At 63.4% G+C, this 17624-nt stretch carries 18 protein-coding genes; 9 read left to right on the plus strand and 9 right to left on the minus strand.

Annotated features, from left to right (window positions below; genetic code table 11):
* Positions 1-152: 152 nt before the first annotated feature.
* Positions 153-860 carry a hypothetical protein gene (locus ABIB73_RS28915; RefSeq protein ID WP_354229564.1) on the plus strand — a complete coding sequence of 236 codons (708 nt, stop codon included), beginning with the start codon at positions 153-155 and terminating at the stop codon, positions 858-860.
* 6 nt (positions 861-866) lie between these two features.
* On the opposite strand, the gene ABIB73_RS28920 is transcribed toward ABIB73_RS28915, so the two are convergent.
* Both ABIB73_RS28920 and ABIB73_RS28925 read right to left on the minus strand, forming a co-directional pair.
* Complete coding sequence (locus ABIB73_RS28920) at positions 867-1730, minus strand: tetratricopeptide repeat protein (protein ID WP_354229566.1); 864 nt, start codon at positions 1728-1730, stop codon at positions 867-869.
* 132 nt (positions 1731-1862) lie between these two features.
* A complete protein-coding gene (locus ABIB73_RS28925; protein ID WP_354229568.1) occupies positions 1863-2501 on the minus strand; it encodes a TetR/AcrR family transcriptional regulator in 639 nt (212 codons plus the stop codon).
* A 121-nt stretch (positions 2502-2622) separates the two neighbouring features.
* On the opposite strand from ABIB73_RS28925, the gene ABIB73_RS28930 reads away from it, so the two are divergent.
* Entirely contained in the window at positions 2623-3594 is a 972-nt protein-coding gene (locus tag ABIB73_RS28930; protein ID WP_354229570.1) for an alpha/beta fold hydrolase, read from the plus strand.
* Positions 3595-3715: 121 nt separating this feature from the next.
* Here the strand turns inward: ABIB73_RS28930 and ABIB73_RS28935 are convergent, their stop codons facing one another.
* Positions 3716-3955: a hypothetical protein gene (locus ABIB73_RS28935; protein ID WP_354229572.1), complete on the minus strand. Its 240-nt coding sequence runs from the start codon at positions 3953-3955 to the stop codon at positions 3716-3718.
* Between the two features lie 473 nt (positions 3956-4428).
* On the opposite strand from ABIB73_RS28935, the gene ABIB73_RS28940 reads away from it, so the two are divergent.
* Together ABIB73_RS28940 and ABIB73_RS28945 are read left to right on the plus strand one after the other, a co-directional pair.
* Entirely contained in the window at positions 4429-5400 is a 972-nt protein-coding gene (locus ABIB73_RS28940; RefSeq protein ID WP_354229574.1) for an SDR family NAD(P)-dependent oxidoreductase, read from the plus strand.
* 249 nt (positions 5401-5649) lie between these two features.
* Positions 5650-6765 carry an alpha/beta hydrolase family protein gene (locus tag ABIB73_RS28945; RefSeq protein WP_354229576.1) on the plus strand — a complete coding sequence of 372 codons (1116 nt, stop codon included), beginning with the start codon at positions 5650-5652 and terminating at the stop codon, positions 6763-6765.
* Positions 6766-6780: 15 nt separating this feature from the next.
* On the opposite strand, the gene ABIB73_RS28950 is transcribed toward ABIB73_RS28945, so the two are convergent.
* The gene (locus ABIB73_RS28950) at positions 6781-7287 is read right to left on the minus strand and encodes a MarR family winged helix-turn-helix transcriptional regulator (protein WP_026311904.1); all 507 of its coding nucleotides are present in this window, start codon (positions 7285-7287) and stop codon (positions 6781-6783) included.
* 409 nt (positions 7288-7696) lie between these two features.
* Here ABIB73_RS28950 and ABIB73_RS28955 point away from each other — a divergent pair, with 409 nt between their 5' ends.
* Positions 7697-9253, plus strand: coding sequence for a porin (locus tag ABIB73_RS28955; RefSeq protein ID WP_354229578.1), 1557 nt, complete (start codon positions 7697-7699; stop codon positions 9251-9253).
* A 278-nt stretch (positions 9254-9531) separates the two neighbouring features.
* On the opposite strand, the gene ABIB73_RS28960 is transcribed toward ABIB73_RS28955, so the two are convergent.
* From ABIB73_RS28960 to ABIB73_RS28970, 3 genes are all read right to left on the minus strand, one after another.
* Positions 9532-10011 (minus strand): GcrA family cell cycle regulator, encoded by a 480-nt coding sequence (locus ABIB73_RS28960; RefSeq protein WP_354229849.1) that lies wholly within the window; start codon positions 10009-10011, stop codon positions 9532-9534.
* Positions 10012-10083: 72 nt separating this feature from the next.
* Positions 10084-10281 (minus strand): hypothetical protein, encoded by a 198-nt coding sequence (locus tag ABIB73_RS28965; RefSeq protein WP_007603456.1) that lies wholly within the window; start codon positions 10279-10281, stop codon positions 10084-10086.
* A 202-nt stretch (positions 10282-10483) separates the two neighbouring features.
* A complete protein-coding gene (locus ABIB73_RS28970; protein ID WP_354229580.1) occupies positions 10484-11425 on the minus strand; it encodes an acetamidase/formamidase family protein in 942 nt (313 codons plus the stop codon).
* A 142-nt stretch (positions 11426-11567) separates the two neighbouring features.
* Here ABIB73_RS28970 and ABIB73_RS28975 point away from each other — a divergent pair, with 142 nt between their 5' ends.
* From ABIB73_RS28975 to ABIB73_RS28985, 3 genes are read left to right on the plus strand one after another with little or no spacing between them, the layout of a single operon-like run.
* Complete coding sequence (locus tag ABIB73_RS28975) at positions 11568-12371, plus strand: YdcF family protein (RefSeq protein ID WP_354229850.1); 804 nt, start codon at positions 11568-11570, stop codon at positions 12369-12371.
* A 54-nt stretch (positions 12372-12425) separates the two neighbouring features.
* Positions 12426-13208, plus strand: coding sequence for a DUF169 domain-containing protein (locus ABIB73_RS28980; protein ID WP_354229582.1), 783 nt, complete (start codon positions 12426-12428; stop codon positions 13206-13208).
* Positions 13209-13217: 9 nt separating this feature from the next.
* A complete protein-coding gene (locus ABIB73_RS28985; RefSeq protein WP_354229584.1) occupies positions 13218-14396 on the plus strand; it encodes a saccharopine dehydrogenase family protein in 1179 nt (392 codons plus the stop codon).
* Positions 14397-14432: 36 nt separating this feature from the next.
* Here the strand turns inward: ABIB73_RS28985 and ABIB73_RS28990 are convergent, their stop codons facing one another.
* Positions 14433-15629 carry an FAD-dependent monooxygenase gene (locus tag ABIB73_RS28990; protein WP_354229586.1) on the minus strand — a complete coding sequence of 399 codons (1197 nt, stop codon included), beginning with the start codon at positions 15627-15629 and terminating at the stop codon, positions 14433-14435.
* A gap of 148 nt (positions 15630-15777) precedes the next feature.
* Between ABIB73_RS28990 and ABIB73_RS28995 the strand changes: the two genes are divergently transcribed.
* Complete coding sequence (locus tag ABIB73_RS28995) at positions 15778-16254, plus strand: MarR family winged helix-turn-helix transcriptional regulator (protein WP_354229852.1); 477 nt, start codon at positions 15778-15780, stop codon at positions 16252-16254.
* Here ABIB73_RS28995 and ABIB73_RS29000 read toward each other — a convergent pair.
* Complete coding sequence (locus tag ABIB73_RS29000) at positions 16223-17479, minus strand: O-antigen ligase family protein (protein WP_354229588.1); 1257 nt, start codon at positions 17477-17479, stop codon at positions 16223-16225. The genes ABIB73_RS28995 and ABIB73_RS29000 overlap by 32 nt on opposite strands.
* Positions 17480-17624: the final 145 nt, after the last annotated feature.

Here is a 17624-nt window from a genome sequence, read left to right on the forward strand (position 1 = left end):
ACAACTGGCACCGGCCCCACGGTGGTATAAAATCTCAAACGCCTATCAGCAGACTCGGTCTAACCGAGGACAACCTCTTGAGGCTCCACAGCTAGATCGGTTGGCGTGACCGTGCAAAGGCGCCCTAACAGCCAACCAAGAACAAAACACAAATGCCTGACGAGCCACTCACCCTCAAATTCCGCTGTCCTCCTGGCCTCGAAGACAAATTGGCCCCGCCCGTCCCCGCAAGCCTCGGGCTGCCCGGCTGGCTAAAGGCGATGCCGACGCAGGCCTTCAACGTGATCAATCAGCGCGACGAGGATACGGTCAAGCGCTGTCCACCGTTCGTCGACGCCATGACGAGCGGCTTCCTGATTCCTTTGATGTGCGATGTCCGGTTCGAGAACGGCGAGATTTCATGGGACAACGATCTGCCGGCAGGCGGCGAACTCGATTTTCCCCGCTCGCCGATCGGATTCCACGATTCGAGCCAGGTCACGGGCTCGCCCCTGTTCGAGCCGGACCGGCTCCTGGTCAAGTTTCGCAATCCATGGCTGATCGAAGCGCCCGACGGCTACTCGGTGCTTTTCATGCATCCGATCAATCGCTTCGATCTGCCGTTTACCACGCTGACGGGCCTCGTCGATTGCGATCGTTATCGCGACAGCTGGGTCCATTTTCCCGCACACTGGCACGACGTGAACTTCGAGGGCGTTCTGCCAAAGGGCACGCCGATCGCGCAATGTGTGGCAGTGAAGCGAGAGAGTTGGGTCGTTCAGACGGCTCCACTGACCGCGGAGGAGATGCGGCGCGTGTACGAGGTGACGAAGTCGGTCGCGCAGGAGCCGGGCACCTATCGGCGGCAGTTCCGGGCGTGAACCGCATCACGTCATGTCGCTCCGTAGAAACTTTCTGAGCGCGCTTGGGCGAAAAAAGATACGGCCGCGCGACGAATGGGCGAGCGTGTAGGCGGCGTGTGCCAGCATTTGCGGCCGGCCGCGCAAGGCGGAACGAAGGCTTGCCTCGCCAGCCTCGCGTTCACCCATCTCGAACAGGCATGCGGCAAGATCGGCCCGCGTCATGGCGTCGTCGGGACGCAACGCCAGCGCGAGCCGGTATATCTCGGCGGCAGTGGCGTAATCGCCATCCTGGCGCAGCACGCGCGCGAGCAGCGTCGCAATATCGGGACGTCCAGGCGCGCCCGCGTGAGCCTTGACGAGGATCGCGCGCGCCTCGCTGCGGGCATTGCGCTCGAGGTGCAGGCGCGCAAGATCCAGTTGCAGGTCAATGCTGTCAGGCGCGAGCGTGAGCGCGTTATCGATCGTTGCGATGGCCTCATCGATGCGTCGAGCCTTGGCAAGCTGGCCGGCGAGTTCCTGGAAAGCCGGCAGGAAGGGCGGGCGGCGCGCGGCGGTCTGGCGCAGTTGATCAATGGCTTCGGGGCGGCGCCCGGATTCGCCCAATGCCGCGCCGAGCAGCGTCTCGATGCCCGGGTCGCTGGTGCGGCGCGCCGCCTTTTCCAAGGGAGCGATGGCGTCGGCAGCACGGTTCTGGGCGAGCAGGGCGCGGCCGAGAATCCACGTCGCGATGATCTCGGTCCGGCTCGCCTTCAGAACGTCAATGGCGAGCCGCTCGGCCTCCGCGAAATTCTGCGTCCGCAGCGCGAGCGAGGCGCGTTGGAGCAACTCGGCTTGAAGGGGACCGCGACCGGCGGAAGGAACAGGACGTTTCGACACGGGGCTCGCCACAGCTATCTCTCGAAGCGACAATTATGGCCGCGAGCCAAGCGTCGGGCAACCACTGCCGCCACCAAGCGCCCGAAGGCCGCATTCCGAGCGCCGATGGAAAAGCACCCGGCGTGGGATAGGTCCTATCCCGTCCTATCCATGCATGTCCGATCGTCGCAAATACCCCACCACCATCCGCGTCGTCTCATCCACTAGCGTCCTCACCATTTTCTCCGACAGCATCTCGGCCTGGTTCAGCACCGTGTTGTGCGCGATCGCTTCGATTGTGCTGACGCAGATGAAGGTTGCGACATCGAGGTCGATCTTGCGCATTTCCTTGCGATGGCTCTCCAAATAGGCGCGGACGAGACTATGGACCTCGCGGTTGAAGGCTTCGACGTCGAGCTTTCCGGCGCGCGGGATCTGCTCGGCGAGGACGCGATGCAGTTCGGGGTTGATGCGGTGCGCCTCGATCGCGACGGTGACGAGGCGGCGCACGGCTTTATCGATCGGCATGTCGGTGACTTCGGTCAGCACTGAACGGACGATGCCCATGATCTCCTCGTTGTGACGATTGATCACGGCGGCGACCAGCGCCTCCTTGCTCGGAAAATACTGGTAGAGCGAGCCGACGCTGACGCCGGCGATTTCGGCGATCCGGTTGGTGCTCGTCTTCTCAAAACCTTCGCGAACCAGAATGCGAGCAGTCGCCTCGACCAACGCGTCGACGGTGGCGCGCGATCGCTCCTGCAAGGCATTTTTGCGGGGTTTTGTCGGTGGCTTGCGCGCCATGATCCTGCACTTCGAATGCGAGTAGGAAAAGCGAGTGAATGCTCGCATTATAGGCAGGGTCGGAAGCCGATGGATAGAAGCAAGTTGGTGCAGGCCGGGCGCGGCAGGTGAGGGCAGGAGCATGAGCGTTGCGAAGATGCTGTCGATCGGGCGGCTGTGCGAATGCAATTTCTCGCGAGTGAAGCCTTCAAATGATCCCGCGCCGAGCTTGCAGAGCCGCGTCTTCAACCTGCTGCTGCGGCAGCTTCCCTACATGGAGCAGCTTGCCTCAGCCGAGGCCGTGCAGGCGCATGTGCAGAAGCTCGCATTGGCGCCAGCCTCGCATGAGCCTACGGGGCTTGGCCGCGGCGTCGAGGTGACGCTGACGAAGATGGGCGGCTGGCCGGTCTATTACACGGCGCCATCGTCGGGCTTTGAGGACTGCAACCACGTGATGTTCCTGCATGGCGGCGGCTACATCAACGAGATCGTGCCGGCGCATTGGCGCTTTGTCGGCCAGATGACGCGCAAGGCGGGCGTCGTCTGCGTCGTGCCGATCTATCCGCTTGCGCCGCGCGCAACCGCGAAGGATGTCGTGCCGAGGACGGCCGAGCTGTTGCGAATGCTGCTGGAAGACGCGCGGCCCGCGAAGGTCACCGTCGTCGGCAATTCGGCCGGCGCTGGCCTCGCGCTAGCCGCCTGCCAGTGGCTGCGCGATCGCGGGCATCGGCAGCCGAACCGGCTGATCCTGATCTCGCCCGCGGCTGATGCCTCGGTGAGCCGTCCGGAGCAGGTCGAGATCGCGGCGCGCGATCCGATTCAGGACATTCCGGGAATCATTGAGGTGGGGCGGCTCTATGCCGGCGAGCTCGATGTCGGCCATCCCTTCGTCAGCCCGCTCAACGGTGCCTTCCGTTCGCTCGCGCCGATGACGATCTTCTCGGGCACGCGGGACCTTCTCTATCCCGACAGCGTCGACCTGGCCGCGAGGGCGAGGGCGGCGGGCGTGCCGGTCGAGCTGCATCTCTTGCGTGACCAGCCGCACAATTATGCGCTGATGCCGACGCCGGAGGGGCGACAGGCGCGAGCGCTTATCCTGCGTGCGGTGGCTTAAGGGGAGGGCGTGATCGTGGTCACAAAGCGCGCCGCCTCGATGGGTCTGGCGCTAGCGGCGCCCGCATGGAGGGACAAGGCGGCCTCCGGGGCGTTTCCTCGGTAACGTAGTTTTGCGGGCCTTAGGCGTGGCCCTTGATCTCGTAATGGCCCGGCACGCATTTATAGCGGTCGAGGCGCCAGTTGGTGTGATAGATCGGATGCTCGCCCATCCATTTCGCAAGAGGGGCCTGTGCGCCGACCGCGCAGGCCATCATCGACATATCGGGCGTCATATTGCTGTCGGTCACGATTTCCTCGACGCAGCTGCCTGAGGCAGCGGCGCCAAGCCGGCAGAGTACGGCAACGACGGTCACGAACATTCCAGTCACCTCATCGGTAGTTTCTGACCACGAGGAGGATGCAAGCCGAGTGCCACAGCCTGTGTCGGAAACGACACGCCAGCCAAGTCGACTCGATCCAGCATCCAGTCCCATTTGACGATTCGGATTGTAAAAAAATTCCCCTTAACCCGAAGCCGGACAACTACGGGGAACCCGACGGGCTGATTCGCTGTGGCGGCAGGGCCACGGTGGCGGGCTCGCATCGGGTCGCGCACGCCAGCCGGATTCGGCACACGCAAAAGACGCCGTGAGTGCTGGCGGCACCCGCAGGTCGTGTACGACCCTGCAATATGCGGCGGGACAATCCGCGCGTCGAAATAAGGAACGTCGATCGCGGCCGCCGCGCCGATCCGCTTTTACGCATGGACGCGGCGCTGCTACATTTTGCACGCGGCCCGATGGGCGCGCACGGACGAAAGAAACATGCCGATAAGGGGAGGGGCCGAAGTCCCATGAAGGAATTTGCTGGAAAGATCGCCGTCATCACCGGCGGCGGTACGGGCATGGGGCGGGAGCTCGCCCGGCAGCTCGTCGCCGAGGGCTGCAACGTCGCGATGTGCGACGTCTCCGAGGCCGCGATGGTCGAGACCAAGCGGCTCTGCGAGGTCGAGAAACTGCCGCAGGGCCTGCGCATCACGACGCACGTCGCCGACGTCGCGATCGAGGATCATCTCAAGCGCTTTCGCGACGAGCTCGCCGAGCAGCAGATGACGGACAAAATCCATCTGTTGTTCAACAATGCCGGCATCGGTGGTGGCGGCAGCCTGTTCACCAACACGCGCGAGCAATGGGAGCGCACCTTCAACATCTGCTGGGGCGGCGTCTATCTCGGGGTGCGCACGTTCCTGCCGATGCTGGTCAAGGCGGATGAAGCGCACATCGTCAACACCGCCAGCGTCAACGGCTTCTGGGCCTCGATCGGCATGAACCAGGCGCACACGGCCTATAGCTCGGCGAAGTTCGCGGTGAAGGGCTTTACCGAAGCGCTCGTCAACGACCTCCGTTTGCACGCGCCGCATGTCAAATGCTCGGTGGTGATGCCCGGCCACATCGGCACCTCGATCGTCTCCAATTCACGCAAGGTGCAGAGCGCCGATGGATCGGCCCGTCTCAACGCCGACGAAGTGGTGCTGACCCGCAAGCGTATGGCCGCGGCCGGCGTGCCAGATGCTGACAAAATGTCGGACGACGACATCCAGGCAGCGTTTGCCGAGCGCGCCCGCACCTTCCTCGAGGATGCGCCGACGACGGCTGCGCAAGCAGCCAAGATCATCCTCGACGGCGTGAAGGCTGAGCAATGGCGCATCCTGGTCGGCGAGGACGCCAGGCGACTCGACGAGCGCGTGCGTGCCACGCCCGAGCAGGCCTATGACCGTGCTTTCTACGAAAGTTTCACGCAGGAGGTCGGCTGGCGACTTGGCTGAGACTGTCAACGATTGCGCGGATGTAAGTATGATGATCATCATGGCAAGAGGCGCGCAGGTAATTTTAGCTGCCGCCTCTTGCGCGCGTTCGTCCTCTTATGACGAAACGGAATGTCACTCATGCGACATCATCCGGCGTTCAAGCGATGGTGATCCCAAACGGGTCTCATTTGGCGCAAGCCAGCTTGGTTGGCGAACTAAAATAGTTTAGTCAATCAGCAGTAACGCCACGATAGAGCGTAGCTCCCGATGATACCCGCATGCCTCTCCGACGACTGGATCCTCTGCCCGGAGAGAGAAGATATGTCCGCTGAATTCACGCGGCTGCTCACCGCCGCTCAGGAGGGCGGTGCCACTATCGCGGAATGCCTGATGATCGCGCGGCAGCTGAAGCGCGGCGACGAGCAGTCCTGGCATCGCGAGTGGAAGAAGCTGGCGCAGGCCAACCGGCATCGTGCCGAGGCTGCGTTCGCGGAGGGCCACATGGTGACCGCGCAGCGTAACTGGCTGCGCGCGATGAACTACTACGGCGCGGCCGCAATGCCGCTCGACCCGGCCGACGAGCGGCGCTGGGTTGCGGTGCTCGCGATGCAGGAATGTGCCCGCCGTTTTCTCGCCGCGCGCGGCCCGGCCGGTGACGTCGTGACAATCCCCTGGGTCGAAGGACATTCGTTGCAGGGTTACTTCCTGCCTGCGCCATCGGCGACTGGGCGCGCCCCGACCGTGATCTGCATCGGCGAACCGGGCCATCGCAAGGAAGAGTTTCTGTTCAAGCTCGCGCCGCATGCGCGTGAGCGCGGCTTCGCGATGCTGGCGCTGGACCTGCTCGGCGAGGAGCGCGACGATTACGCCGACATGCTGTTGCAGCGCCGTGATCTCGAGAGCTCGATTGCCAGCGTGATGGATTATCTGGAGCAGCGCCGCGACGTCGACTTCGATCGCGTCGCGATCGTGGCGGACGGGTGGGGATCCTCGTTCGTGGCACGTGCGGTGTTGCAGGAGCCGCGGCTCGCCGCAGCCGTGTGCGACGGCGGCCTGTGGGACCTGCACGAACGGTCCTTCTTCGCCAGCCGGTTCGCGATGAGCGACCTCAGTATCGTCCCGGTGCCGCATTCGCCGCTGATGGCCTCCAGCGTCGACTGTCCGGTGCTGATCACGCTTGGCGAAGACGGCTGGCTCAAGGCCGACCGGGCCCGTCAGATCGTGCAGAAATCCCGGCTCGGCAGCTCGGACGTCGTGCTGAAGGTGTTCACCGCCGCAGAGACCGGCGCGGCGCAGGCCCATGCGGACAATCCAAGCCTTGCCAACGAATACATCTTCGATTGGCTCGAATCACGGCTCGGCGCGACAGGTCGGCGGATCTGAGCGCCGCGTCCTGCCCTAGAAGTCGAGGGAGATCCTGACGCACGCCTTTTCGAGGCGGGTCTTCAGCGTCGCGAGCTTGGTGGTGAATTCGGTCAGCTCGTTCTCGTCGAATTCCTGGAAGACGAATTCACGGATCGTCTTGTACTGCTCGTTGAGGCTTGCAATGTGCTTCTGCGTCTTGTCGACCAGCGACAGGCGGACAACCCTGGCGTCGGTCGGCGACGGCCGCCGGCGCAGCAGGCCCTTCTTCTCGAGAAGCTTGGATTGGGTGGTGACGAAGGACGGATCGACGTGGAGGAGTTTAGAGACCACGTTGACGGGAACGCCGTCATCCTTGTCGAGGTCGGAGATGGCCATCAGGATCAGCCATTGCGGCCCGCTGATGCCGAGTGTCCTGGCCCAGAACTGACGCAGCTCCTCCAGATACATGTTGATCGACGATATCTCCCAGGTGAAGCGCCTGATGATATCGAGATTGCCGATGGAGCGGAGGCGCGCCCCTTCTTTCCTCGTCGCTGACACAGCGTCACTCCCGTGGGCTGATTCTTTCTGGCCGGTGTTCGTGGGACGGCATAGTCCACGCAAGTCTGCCCTGACGCAAGTGCAGAGCAGGGTAATTTTGTCACGCAAATTACAAATATGATCAGATCAGCCTTTTCGCCCAGGCCGGGTGTTGCGTCGCGGACACAGGGTTAGCGAAACCGCAAAGCTTATCTAATAAACTATTTTGATTAGCAGAATGACACATGCATATTGATCCGTGACGGTGGGGGGTACTCGATCGTCCCGTTGCAGGTGGTCCGCTCACGTCCCTCGCGTCTCAAGCGGGTGTGTCCGAAAGCGCGAAGCGGCCGAGCGGATTTAAAGAGACGGGGATCTGGGGGGCCTCACGGTCCAGTCTCCGTAAAATGAGCAACTTGGAGGTTTTTAAATGAAAGTGGTGAAGAGCCTTTTGCTCGGCACTGCGGCGGGTCTCATCGCCGTCGGTGGAGCTCAGGCGGCTGATCTTCCGGTCAAGGCCAAGGCGGTCGAATACGTGAAGATCTGCTCGCTCTACGGCGCGGGTTTCTACTACATCCCGGGCAGCGACACCTGCATCAAGCTCGGCGGCTATCTGCGTGCGGAAGTCGCGCTCAATGCCGGCGGCAACTACAGTGCACAGTACAACGGCGTGTTCGCGGCGAACAACCGCCTGACCAACACCTACGCGATGCGCGCTCGTGAAGACCTCAACATCGATACTCGCACCGCGACCGAGTACGGCGTGGTCCGCACCTATTTCGATGCGGTCTTCACCTGGACGACCGGCAACTACGTCGGCGCTGGCTCGGCTACGGGTTCGACCCAGTACAGCAGCACGCTCGGTCTCAACGCTGCCGGCACCGGCCTCATCGGTTCGGGCGGCGGCGCCGTCAACGGCACCGACGGCGCGATCTCGGGCGGCTCGCTCGGCGTCTACTACGCGTTCATCCAGTTCGCCGGCTTCACCATCGGTAAGTCGGTGTCGCAATTCGACGCGCCCTGGATCAACTATCCCGGCAACAACTTCGACCAACTGGTCGGCGGCAGCGGCACCACCAACGGCGTCACCCAGTTCACCTACACGGCCGATTTCGGCCAGGGCGTGACCGCCGCGATCTCGGCGCAGGACCAGACGCAGGTCTTCCAGACCAACATCTGGAACACCGCCGGCATGTCGACCACCAGCGTCCTCGGCGGCGCCTACGGCTCGAACGACCTCGGTGGCACCACGGCTCCCGACATCGTCGGCATGGTCCGCGTCGACCAGGCCTGGGGTCTATTCCAGGCATCGGTTGCCGCGCACAACAACCATGTTGCCTATTACGGGGCGACCGAAGCCACGGGTCATCCGGACGACAAGTGGGGCTGGGCCGCTCAGTTGGCCTTGTCGATCAAGAACATTCCGACCGGCGCAGGCGACGTGATCAACGTCTCGGGCGTCTACACCGAAGGTGCGAGCCGCTACAACTTCCAGGAGCTGGCGGCGACCAGCTACTCGATGTTCGGCAGCTCGAACGCCGCGTATCAGAGCATCGGCTTCGCCGGCGTGTCTGATGCAGTGTTCGCTCCGGGCGGTGGCCTCGAGCTGACCAAGACCTACGGCTTCCGTGGTGCCTACACCCACAACTGGAGCCCGTACTGGAACACGGCGCTCTACGGTGCGTGGGCTGCTGTCAACTACAGCGGCACGGCCAAGAGCCTGATCTGCGGCAGCGCCTCGTTCGCGACCCTGACCGGCACGTGCAACCCGGACTTCAACATCGGCCAAGTGGGTGTCATCACCCGTTGGACTCCGGTGAAGGGTCTGACCTTCTCGGCTGATTTTGTCTACAGCCACCTCGACCAGAAGTACTCGGGCACGATCACGACGCCGGCGCTCACGAGCGTTGCCAAGCCCGCGGCGACTTACGAGCTGAAGGATCAGGACACCTACAGCCTACTGCTTCGCGCCCAGCGCAACTGGTAAGCTCGGGTCTCCTACGATGTGACGAAGCCCCGGCGCGACACCGCCGGGGCTTTTTCGCAAGGAGGTGAAGGTTTCGGAAATCCGAAACTCCTACGCAGGCGACGAAGACGAGCTATGCGATTCGATCGGCGCCAAATTTATTTACTTACCTGAGTTACTAAGTTATATAGCTCTCAGCCGATTTCGAAAGTCACGGCTCTTAGCTTGATGCTAAGCCTCCAGAAACCTCCGGCGATGCCCCGCCGGAGGTTTTTCATTTTGGGAGATGGCGTACGGCCTCAGCCGCGCATGACGCGCGCGCGGGAGTTCGGCCGGTAGGCGAGGCGGCTGTGGCCGGCGCAATAGGGCTGCCCGTCGGGTGCAGCATTGCCGCAGAAGCAGAAATCATCCGCCCCCGGCGTCGAGATCGGCCAGCGGCAGCGATTTTTGCTGAGGTCCATCAGCGAGCAACGGTTGGCATCGTCGATTGGCCCAGTGACCACAGGCGCGTCGGCTTCCCCGTAAATCGTGGCGAGCATTTCAAATTGGAGCCGGGGCACCGCTTTCGGCGCGCGTGCCGGCGCATAGGCTTTATCCTGGAGCCTGCGCTCGTCGGCCGAGCGGCCGCGCGTGAGATTTAATCGGGACAGCTTGCCGATCACGGCGTTGCGGCTGACGCCGATGTCGGCGGCGATCTCGCGGCAGGACAGGCCGGCCTCGAAATGCTGCTTCAGAAGTTCGATGCGTTCGTTGGTCCAGGTTGGTGAAAGAACAGGCATTTGTAACGGTCCCAGGTTGCAGATGACGACCAACCGTCTCTGAGATTCGTCCGCCTCACGTTCGGCGCGCGCTCACGTCCTGCCATTGTCGCGAATCGACAAAAGACCGTCCTTGATGGCGAGACGGATGCCTTCCTCGATCAATGTCCGTGCGACGCCGGGAACGCTGGTGCCGTGGGTGCCCTGTCTCACCAGCTTTTCCAGATAGGTGATGGTCGAGAGCGCCAAGGTTACGGGAATGCGGTCAGTCTCGGCTTTTTCAGTGGCCATGGCCCGAACGCTAGCCTCATACTCAGATACATAAAAGTAACGATTAAGACTCTATTTAGGTTCGATGGTAGAAGTCAAATCCGGACTGAGGTGATTCCAGAGGTTTTTGAAATAACTGGAGAAAATGGCCGCGACGTTGCGCGCCGCGCGAGTGTGCCGGGCAGCGACGGAGAGGGAGCGGAGGGGGAAGGGACCGGCCGAGCTAGCCGTGCACGATCGCCTTTTCGATCATGCAATGGATGCCCTTGGAGCCGTTGACGGTCTGGGTCACCCGCAAATCGGCCGCCAGGCTGCACAGCGTGTAGGCGTCCTCGCGCGACAGGTTTCGTTTCTCGCCGAGCAGCGCGATCATGTCGCGCAGGGCGCGCACCACGCACTGGTCGAGGTCTGGGTCCATCGCCATGGTCATGTAGTGGGTCGCAGTTTCGCCGCGCGGATAGTCGAGCCGGAGGTCCTTGCGCAGCGTCAGCCGGAAGCGGCCCTGCAACGCGGTTTCGATCGCGGTGACGCAGACCTCACCATCGCCCTGCACGCCGTGGCCGTCGCCGCAGGAGAACATCGCACCCGGCACGAACACCGGCAGATATAGCGTTGCGCCCGTGCCCAGCTCCTTGTTGTCGAGATTGCCGCCCATGGCGCGCGGAATGAGCGAGGTGATGCGGCCCCAGGCCGGCGGCGGCGCCACGCCCATCACGCCGAAGAACGGTTTCAAGGGCAGGTCGAGGCCCCAGGGCATGCGGCCGACCATCCGCATCCGGTCCAGCGGGATGTTGAGGATGCGCGTCTCGTGGAAATCGTCGGGCAGCGTGCCGGACAACGGCTTGATCAGATTGTAGCCCCAATCCTGCCGGAGCTGGACGTCGAGAATCTCGACCTCGAGCACGTCGCCGGGTTCTGCGCCGTCGACGGCGATCGGGCCGGTGAGGATATGGCCGGGCAGCATCCGCTCGGATTTCGCATGGACCTCGAACAATTCGGGCGGAACGTGAAACTGGTTGCGGTCCGGCACCACCTCCGGCCCGCCGCTGACGGTGTCGATCGTGACCTCGTCGCCGCTTGCGACGGTGAGAACCGACTTGAGCTTGGCCTCGAAGAAGCCCCAATGGCAGGTTTCGGGGCTCGCATGCAGGTGGTGATGGGTCATTTGCGGTGTCCGGTCGTTTTCATCGGAAGGCGGCACGGCCGGGCTTGACCCGGCAATCGATCCTCTTCCAAGAAGATTTCTGAAGATGGGTGGGCGGGTCAAGCCCGCGTGTCACCGGCTCGATCATTTCAGCGGGGTTCTCCTGTTTTTCCTTCTTTCCAAGACGCTCGGCGTCGCGTTGCTGCCGATCAACTTCCTGGTCGAACTCGGACTGCTGTCGCTGGTTCTGATGGTGACGCGCTTTGCGACGTTCGGCCGCAAGCTCGCCGCGACCACGCTGGTGCTTTGGGCGCTGGCTGCGTTTTCGCCGCTCGGCACCTGGCTGCTGTATCCGCTGGAGTCACGCTTTCCGCCATGGGATCCATCGCGCGGCGCGCCGGACGGCATCATCGTGCTTGGCGGCTCGGTCGATCCGGATTTGTCGGCGGTCCATCACACCCCGGTCGTGCGCCAGGCCGCCGATCGCATGTTCGCGCCGGTCGAATTGGCACGACGCTATCCGAATGCGAAGATTGTCTTCACTGGTGGAAGTGCCGATCTGATCTCGTCCGACGCCAGGGAAGCCGATTGGTCCGCTGTCCTCCTGGAGGACAGCGGCATCGCCAAAGATCGCCTGATCATGGAGCGGAACTCGCGCAATACCTATGAGAACGCGTTGTTCACGAAACAGCTGGTCGCGCCAAAACCCGGCGAGCGCTGGTTGCTGATAACGTCGGCCTACCACATGCCGCGTTCGATGGGGATTTTTCGCAAGGCCGGATTTGACGTCGAGCCCTATCCGGTGGATTGGCGGATGGGTAGGCGCGCCGATCTCTTCACCTTTACCAACATCGGTGAGGACGGACTCGGACGTACCGATATGGCCGTGCGCGAATGGATCGGGCTCGTGGCCTACCGCCTGATGGGCCGGACCGCCGATTTGCTTCCAGGCCCGGCGAAGGATTAGAAACGACGACAATGCGAAGATGATCGGCGCATGATCGCCGGCCCGGAGGACGCCATGCAACACCAGAATGCCGAGACGATCGATCTTGCCGGCCTCGTGGCCGATCTCAACAGCCTGTTGCGGCTGAAGACGACGGTGATCGGCATGAAGCTGTTCGCGCGCGTCGCCGACATGGAGGCGATCCCGAAGATCCGGCGCCCGGGCGCGATCCACACCACCGACCAGATCGTCAGCATGGCCTCGCGACTGGGATGGACCGTCGGGATTACCGCCGACGATCTCGTCGGTCACCAATGTCGCGCGGTGATCGGCTTGGCCCCACAGGACGAAAAGTGGCTCGCCGGCGAAAACTATGTCGGCGTCTGGCACGGCACAGCGGAGGACGCGCGCAAGCGCCAGGAGGCGCTGGACGTGGTGCCATTCGGGCAGTATCAGGCGCTTGCGGTGAGCCCGCTTGCGAGCGGCCGGCTTGATCCGCCCGATATCTGCCTCGTCTACGCGACGCCCGGGCAGATGATCATCCTGATCAACGGGCTGCAATACACCGGCTACAAGAAGTTCGAATGGGGCGTGGTCGGCGAGACGGCTTGCGCGGATTCTTGGGGGCGGGCGCTGAAGAGTGGTGAGCCGAGCCTGTCCTTGCCATGCTATGCCGAACGGCGCTATGGCGGCGTGCCGGACGAGGAGATGCTGATGGCGCTGAAGCCTGCGCATCTCGCCAAGGCGATCGAGGGCATGAAGGCGCTGGCCAAAAACGGTCTGCGCTATCCGATCCCGCCCTATGGAATTCAAAGCGACGTCCGTGCCGGCATAGGCGTGAGTTACGCGAAGAAGTAAAGGTCGACCATGAGCTCTGCGAAATTCGACATCGTCGTCTATGGCGCGACCGGTTTTACCGGCCAGCTCGTCGCCGAATATCTGGCGGCGCATTACAAGAACGACAAGGCGCTGAATTGGGCGATGGCCGGCCGCAGCCTCGACAAGCTGAAGTCGGTGCGGGACGCGATCGGGGCGCCGGCGGATACGCCGCTGATCGTGGCGGATGCGTCCGACGCGGCGTCGCTCGGGGTGATGGTGGAGCGGACGATGTCGGTGATCACCACTGTCGGCCCGTATCTGCTCTACGGCAACGAGCTTATTGCGGAGTGCGCAGCCACGGGTACCGATTATTTCGATCTGTGCGGCGAGGTGCCGTGGATGCGTCGCATGATCGATGCCCATCTCGCCACTGCGCAAGAGTCGGGCGCGCGGATCATGTTCTCCTGCGGTTATGACTCGATCCCGTTCGAGCTTGGGACTTTCTTTGTTCAGGACGAGGCAAGGCGCGTGCTCGGTACGCCTGCACCGCGCGTCAAGGGGCGGGTGCGCGAAATGCGCGGCACTTTCTCCGGCGGAACCGCCGCAAGTGGTCGAGCGATCTTCGAGGCTGCGTCGAAAGACCCGAGCCTGTTGGCGCTGCTGCGCGATCCCTTCGCGCTCACGCCGGACTTCCAGGGGCCAACGCAGCCCCCCGGCAACAAGCCGATCTTCGACGAGGATCTGCAGACCTGGTTGACGCCGTTCTTCATGGCTAACATCAACACGCGCAACGTGCATCGCTCCAACATGTTGCTGGGTTTCCCTTACGGGCGTGAGTTCGTGTACGACGAGATGCAGATCGCTGGACCCGGCGAAGAGGGCGAGGCGCTGGCGAGGCGCATCGTGGCTGCCAATAACCGCATGGCTACGCAGGCCGGTCCCAAGCCGGGAGAGGGGCCTTCGAAAGAGGAACGCGAGAACGGCCTCTACGATTTGCTCTTCGTCGCAATTGCACCCGACGGCCGCCAGGTCCGCGCGTCGGTAAAGGGAGACCGCGATCCCGGCTACGGTTCGACCTCGAAGATGATCGCCGAAAGCGCGCTCTGCCTGTTGCGCGATGCGACCGACGTGCCGGGGGGAATCTGGACGCCGGGCGCGGCGATGCAGCACAAGCTGATCAAGCGTCTGCAGGAGCACGCAGGGCTGACGTTCGCGGTGGAGAAGTAGGCCTCGCTTGTAGGCCCACCCTACGGCCGTGTGGGCCTACACCGCCCGCGCATCATACGCGTACATGAACTCCATGCTCTTGGAGCCCAGCGGCAACAGCCACTTCATCATCTGATTTCTGACCCATGCGCCGGTGGCGCTGAACTCGCGCTTGCTGTTGCCGTTGCGCCGCGCCATCGCCACGATCTTCTCGGCGCGCGGGCGGCGCTCGGCCTCGAAAGCCTGGAAGGTGGCGCCGAGCTCCTGGCCATCCTGCATCAGCCGAGCGAGCCGCATCGCATCCTCCAGCGCGAGCGAGGCGCCCTGGCCGGCATGCGGGCTGGTCGCATGCGCTGCATCGCCGATCAGCAGCGAGCGCTTGCGCGACCAGGTCGGCAAGGTTGCGACGTCGAGCGTATCGGTGACCACGATGTCCTCGGCCGCCTCGATGATATCAGGGATCGGATCGTGCCAGCCATGATGGAAGCCGCGCAGGTGCTGCTTCAGCGTCGTCTCGTCGAGCGCGCGGAACATTACGGCATCCATGCCGTGCGCGGGCTGGGTGCTCCACCACATCACGCCGTCCCTGGGATCGGGACTGCAATAGCCGTAGCCGAAGAAGCCGCTCTGCCCGAACGTGGTTTCGACATGGCGGCCAATCGGCCGGCCGTCGAGGGCGGCGTGCGGCACGAAGCCGCCGAACCCGATCAGGCCTGTATTGAATGGTTGCGGCCCGTCCGGCACCACCTGACGGCGTGCTATTGAATGTACGCCGTCGGCGCCGATCAGAAAGTCGCCTTCGGCGGTGCTGCCGTCGGCGAAATAGGCGATGATCGGCTGGTCGCCGCGATCCTCGATCTTGATCAGGCGCTTCTCGAAATACAGCGACACGCAGGAGCACCACGCCTTGTCGATCAGCATCTCGTTCAGCGTCGCGCGGCAGACATTGACAGCTGGCTGGCCGAAGCGGCGCGCCATGTCGCGGTTGATCGAGCCGAGCCTTCGGCCTTCCTGCGAATAGAAGTCGAAGGACTCCGCGATCGAGCCGCGGCTGATCAACTCGCCGGCAAGACCGATCTCGTCCATGACATGCATGCCGTTCGGCGCGATCTGGAGGCCGCCGCCGATGCCCTTCGAATAGGGCCACGCTTCGTAGATCGCGGACTCGATGCCGGCACGGCGCAGCAGGATCGCGGCAACAGGCCCGGCGATGCCGGCGCCGATGATCAGGGCCTTGCGGGGACGGTAGGACATTGGCTTGCTCCCGACGTTTCCGTGGTGCTAGGAGAAATTACGGTCGCTAAATCTCTTAGTGACTAAGATGTAAATTCGCTAAGATATGAGGTCGGCCTTGTCAAGGGCAAAGGTGCGCGCGACGTTGTTGCAGGAGCTCGAGGAGGCGATGCGCCGGTCGTCCGCGCAGGGCGTGCTTTATGGCCAGACCGTTGCCAACGTTGCCGGAATTGCCAATTCCGACCTCGAATGCATGGACATCCTGTACCTTGAGGGGCGCGTGACCGCGGGCCGGCTCGCCGAGGTCACGGGGCTCACGACCGGCGCCATCACCGGCGTGGTCGACCGACTCGAAAAGGCGGGCCTGGTGCGGCGCGAGCGAGATGAAACGGATCGCCGCAAGGTCTTCATCGCCGTGGTGCCGGAGACGGCCATGAAGATCGGCGAGCTCTACGTCCCGATGCAGCAGGCGATGGAGAAGGTCTGGAGCGCCTATTCCGACGAGGAGCTGCGGCTGCTGCTGCGCTTTGCCACTGAGGGCTACAAGGGCGTGCTGGCGGCGACCGCGGCGCTGAAGGGCCTGATTGACACGCCGCCGGAAAAACGCCCCGAACTCAAGTTACGGAAGCGTCCTCGCCAGCCTTGATCTTGTAGGCCTGCGCGGCGGCGATCATGCCCCACATGGCGCCCAGCATCATCCAGAAATGGCGCCAGTGGTCGGTATCGATCACAAAGCTCTCGCCGACGGTGCCGACGAAGGCGGAGAACACCGCAAGATAGGCGCGTTGCCACGGCACGCGGACGAAGATGTGCCGAAATCCCATGATCACGGTGGTGAAGACCAGCGCGGGATAGCACACGCCGGAGAGCCAGCCGCCGGACATGAAGGCGTTGAGGTAGGAGTTGTGGGTGTCCTCGGGAAAGAAGCGGTGGAATTGAAGCGGGCCGATGCCGGACGGCAGGTCGAGCGCCATCTCCGCGCCGAGGATGTGCCGGCCGAACCGGCCGAAGCGGCCTTCGTCATAGCTCTGGTCGAAGCTCGCGCGCTGCTTGAACATCTCGGCGATCGAGTCGAATGACAACAGCACTGCGATCAGTGCCAGGCCCAGCACCACAGCGACGATCGCCATGATGATGATGCGCGAGCGCTGCGCGTTGGTCCGGCTGGTCAGCACCATCAGCGCCAGCATGAAGGCCGAGGTCAGCACCAGCCCGCCCCAGGCGGCGCGGGAGAAGGCGAGCAGGATCGCGAGCGACATGATGCCGAAGGCGATGACGTTGCGGAGCGCCTTGCCGAGCTTGTCCGAGACCACGCTCTGGAGGGAGAACAGCGCTGGCAGGATCAGGAAAGCGCCGAGCACGTTCGGGTCCTTGAAGGTGCCGCGCGCGCGCTCGTAGAGCGTCAAGAGGTCGTGGCCGCCGGGGACGAGGTTGAAATAGCCCGCGACCGCCGAGAGCGAGGCGATCATCGCGCCGACCACGAGGCCGCGGCGCAGCATGTCGAGCCGGGCCGCCGTGTCCTCGGAGGTGACCAGGGCAAAGAACAGTACGGTCACCGCCATGTACCATGAGGTTGCGATCCAGCTTGCGACCTCGGACTGATCGAGCAGCGGGATCGCACTGATGGTGTAGCCGAGATTGAGCAGGACCAGTGCCAGCACCAGCGGCATCAGCACGAGCTTTAGCCGCAGGCCGGTGGCGAAGAAGGTGACGGCGGCGAGCAGCGTCACGATCTCGTACGGGCTCGGCTCGATGAAAACGATCGCGCCGGAGGCGCCGACCAGCCACACCAGCACGCGCTGAAGGGCCAGCACGCCGGGCGCAGCGCGAACCGCTGCATTCATCTCCCCGGCTGTTGCCGCATACGCCATCACACGCTCACGCTACGGGTACGCCCGAAAACACCGCTGTCATCGCCCGGCTTGGCCGGGCGATCCAGTACTCCGCGGCGCGTATTGCAGGAACCGATTGGCGCTGCGGGTTACTGGATGCCCCGCTTTCGCGGGGCAAGACGAA

Origin of the sequence: Bradyrhizobium sp. F1.4.3 (assembly GCF_040548375.1) — a bacterium.
Taxonomy (GTDB): domain Bacteria; phylum Pseudomonadota; class Alphaproteobacteria; order Rhizobiales; family Xanthobacteraceae; genus Bradyrhizobium.

Excerpts from the sequence above, each read along its gene's own strand:
- ABIB73_RS28915 (WP_354229564.1), top strand. The coding sequence starts at position 153 with ATGCCTGACGAGCCACTCACCCTCAAATTCCGCTGTCCTCCTGGCCTC.
- ABIB73_RS28925 (WP_354229568.1), bottom strand. The coding sequence starts at position 2,501 with ATGGCGCGCAAGCCACCGACAAAACCCCGCAAAAATGCCTTGCAGGAG.
- ABIB73_RS28930 (WP_354229570.1), top strand. The coding sequence starts at position 2,623 with ATGAGCGTTGCGAAGATGCTGTCGATCGGGCGGCTGTGCGAATGCAAT.
- ABIB73_RS28935 (WP_354229572.1), bottom strand. The coding sequence starts at position 3,955 with ATGTTCGTGACCGTCGTTGCCGTACTCTGCCGGCTTGGCGCCGCTGCC.
- ABIB73_RS28940 (WP_354229574.1), top strand. The coding sequence starts at position 4,429 with ATGAAGGAATTTGCTGGAAAGATCGCCGTCATCACCGGCGGCGGTACG.
- ABIB73_RS28945 (WP_354229576.1), top strand. The coding sequence starts at position 5,650 with ATGATACCCGCATGCCTCTCCGACGACTGGATCCTCTGCCCGGAGAGA.
- ABIB73_RS28955 (WP_354229578.1), top strand. The coding sequence starts at position 7,697 with ATGAAAGTGGTGAAGAGCCTTTTGCTCGGCACTGCGGCGGGTCTCATC.
- ABIB73_RS28960 (WP_354229849.1), bottom strand. The coding sequence starts at position 10,011 with ATGCCTGTTCTTTCACCAACCTGGACCAACGAACGCATCGAACTTCTG.
- ABIB73_RS28965 (WP_007603456.1), bottom strand. The coding sequence starts at position 10,281 with ATGGCCACTGAAAAAGCCGAGACTGACCGCATTCCCGTAACCTTGGCG.
- ABIB73_RS28970 (WP_354229580.1), bottom strand. The coding sequence starts at position 11,425 with ATGACCCATCACCACCTGCATGCGAGCCCCGAAACCTGCCATTGGGGC.
- ABIB73_RS28980 (WP_354229582.1), top strand. The coding sequence starts at position 12,426 with ATGCAACACCAGAATGCCGAGACGATCGATCTTGCCGGCCTCGTGGCC.
- ABIB73_RS28985 (WP_354229584.1), top strand. The coding sequence starts at position 13,218 with ATGAGCTCTGCGAAATTCGACATCGTCGTCTATGGCGCGACCGGTTTT.
- ABIB73_RS28990 (WP_354229586.1), bottom strand. The coding sequence starts at position 15,629 with ATGTCCTACCGTCCCCGCAAGGCCCTGATCATCGGCGCCGGCATCGCC.
- ABIB73_RS28995 (WP_354229852.1), top strand. The coding sequence starts at position 15,778 with ATGCGCCGGTCGTCCGCGCAGGGCGTGCTTTATGGCCAGACCGTTGCC.
- ABIB73_RS29000 (WP_354229588.1), bottom strand. The coding sequence starts at position 17,479 with ATGGCGTATGCGGCAACAGCCGGGGAGATGAATGCAGCGGTTCGCGCT.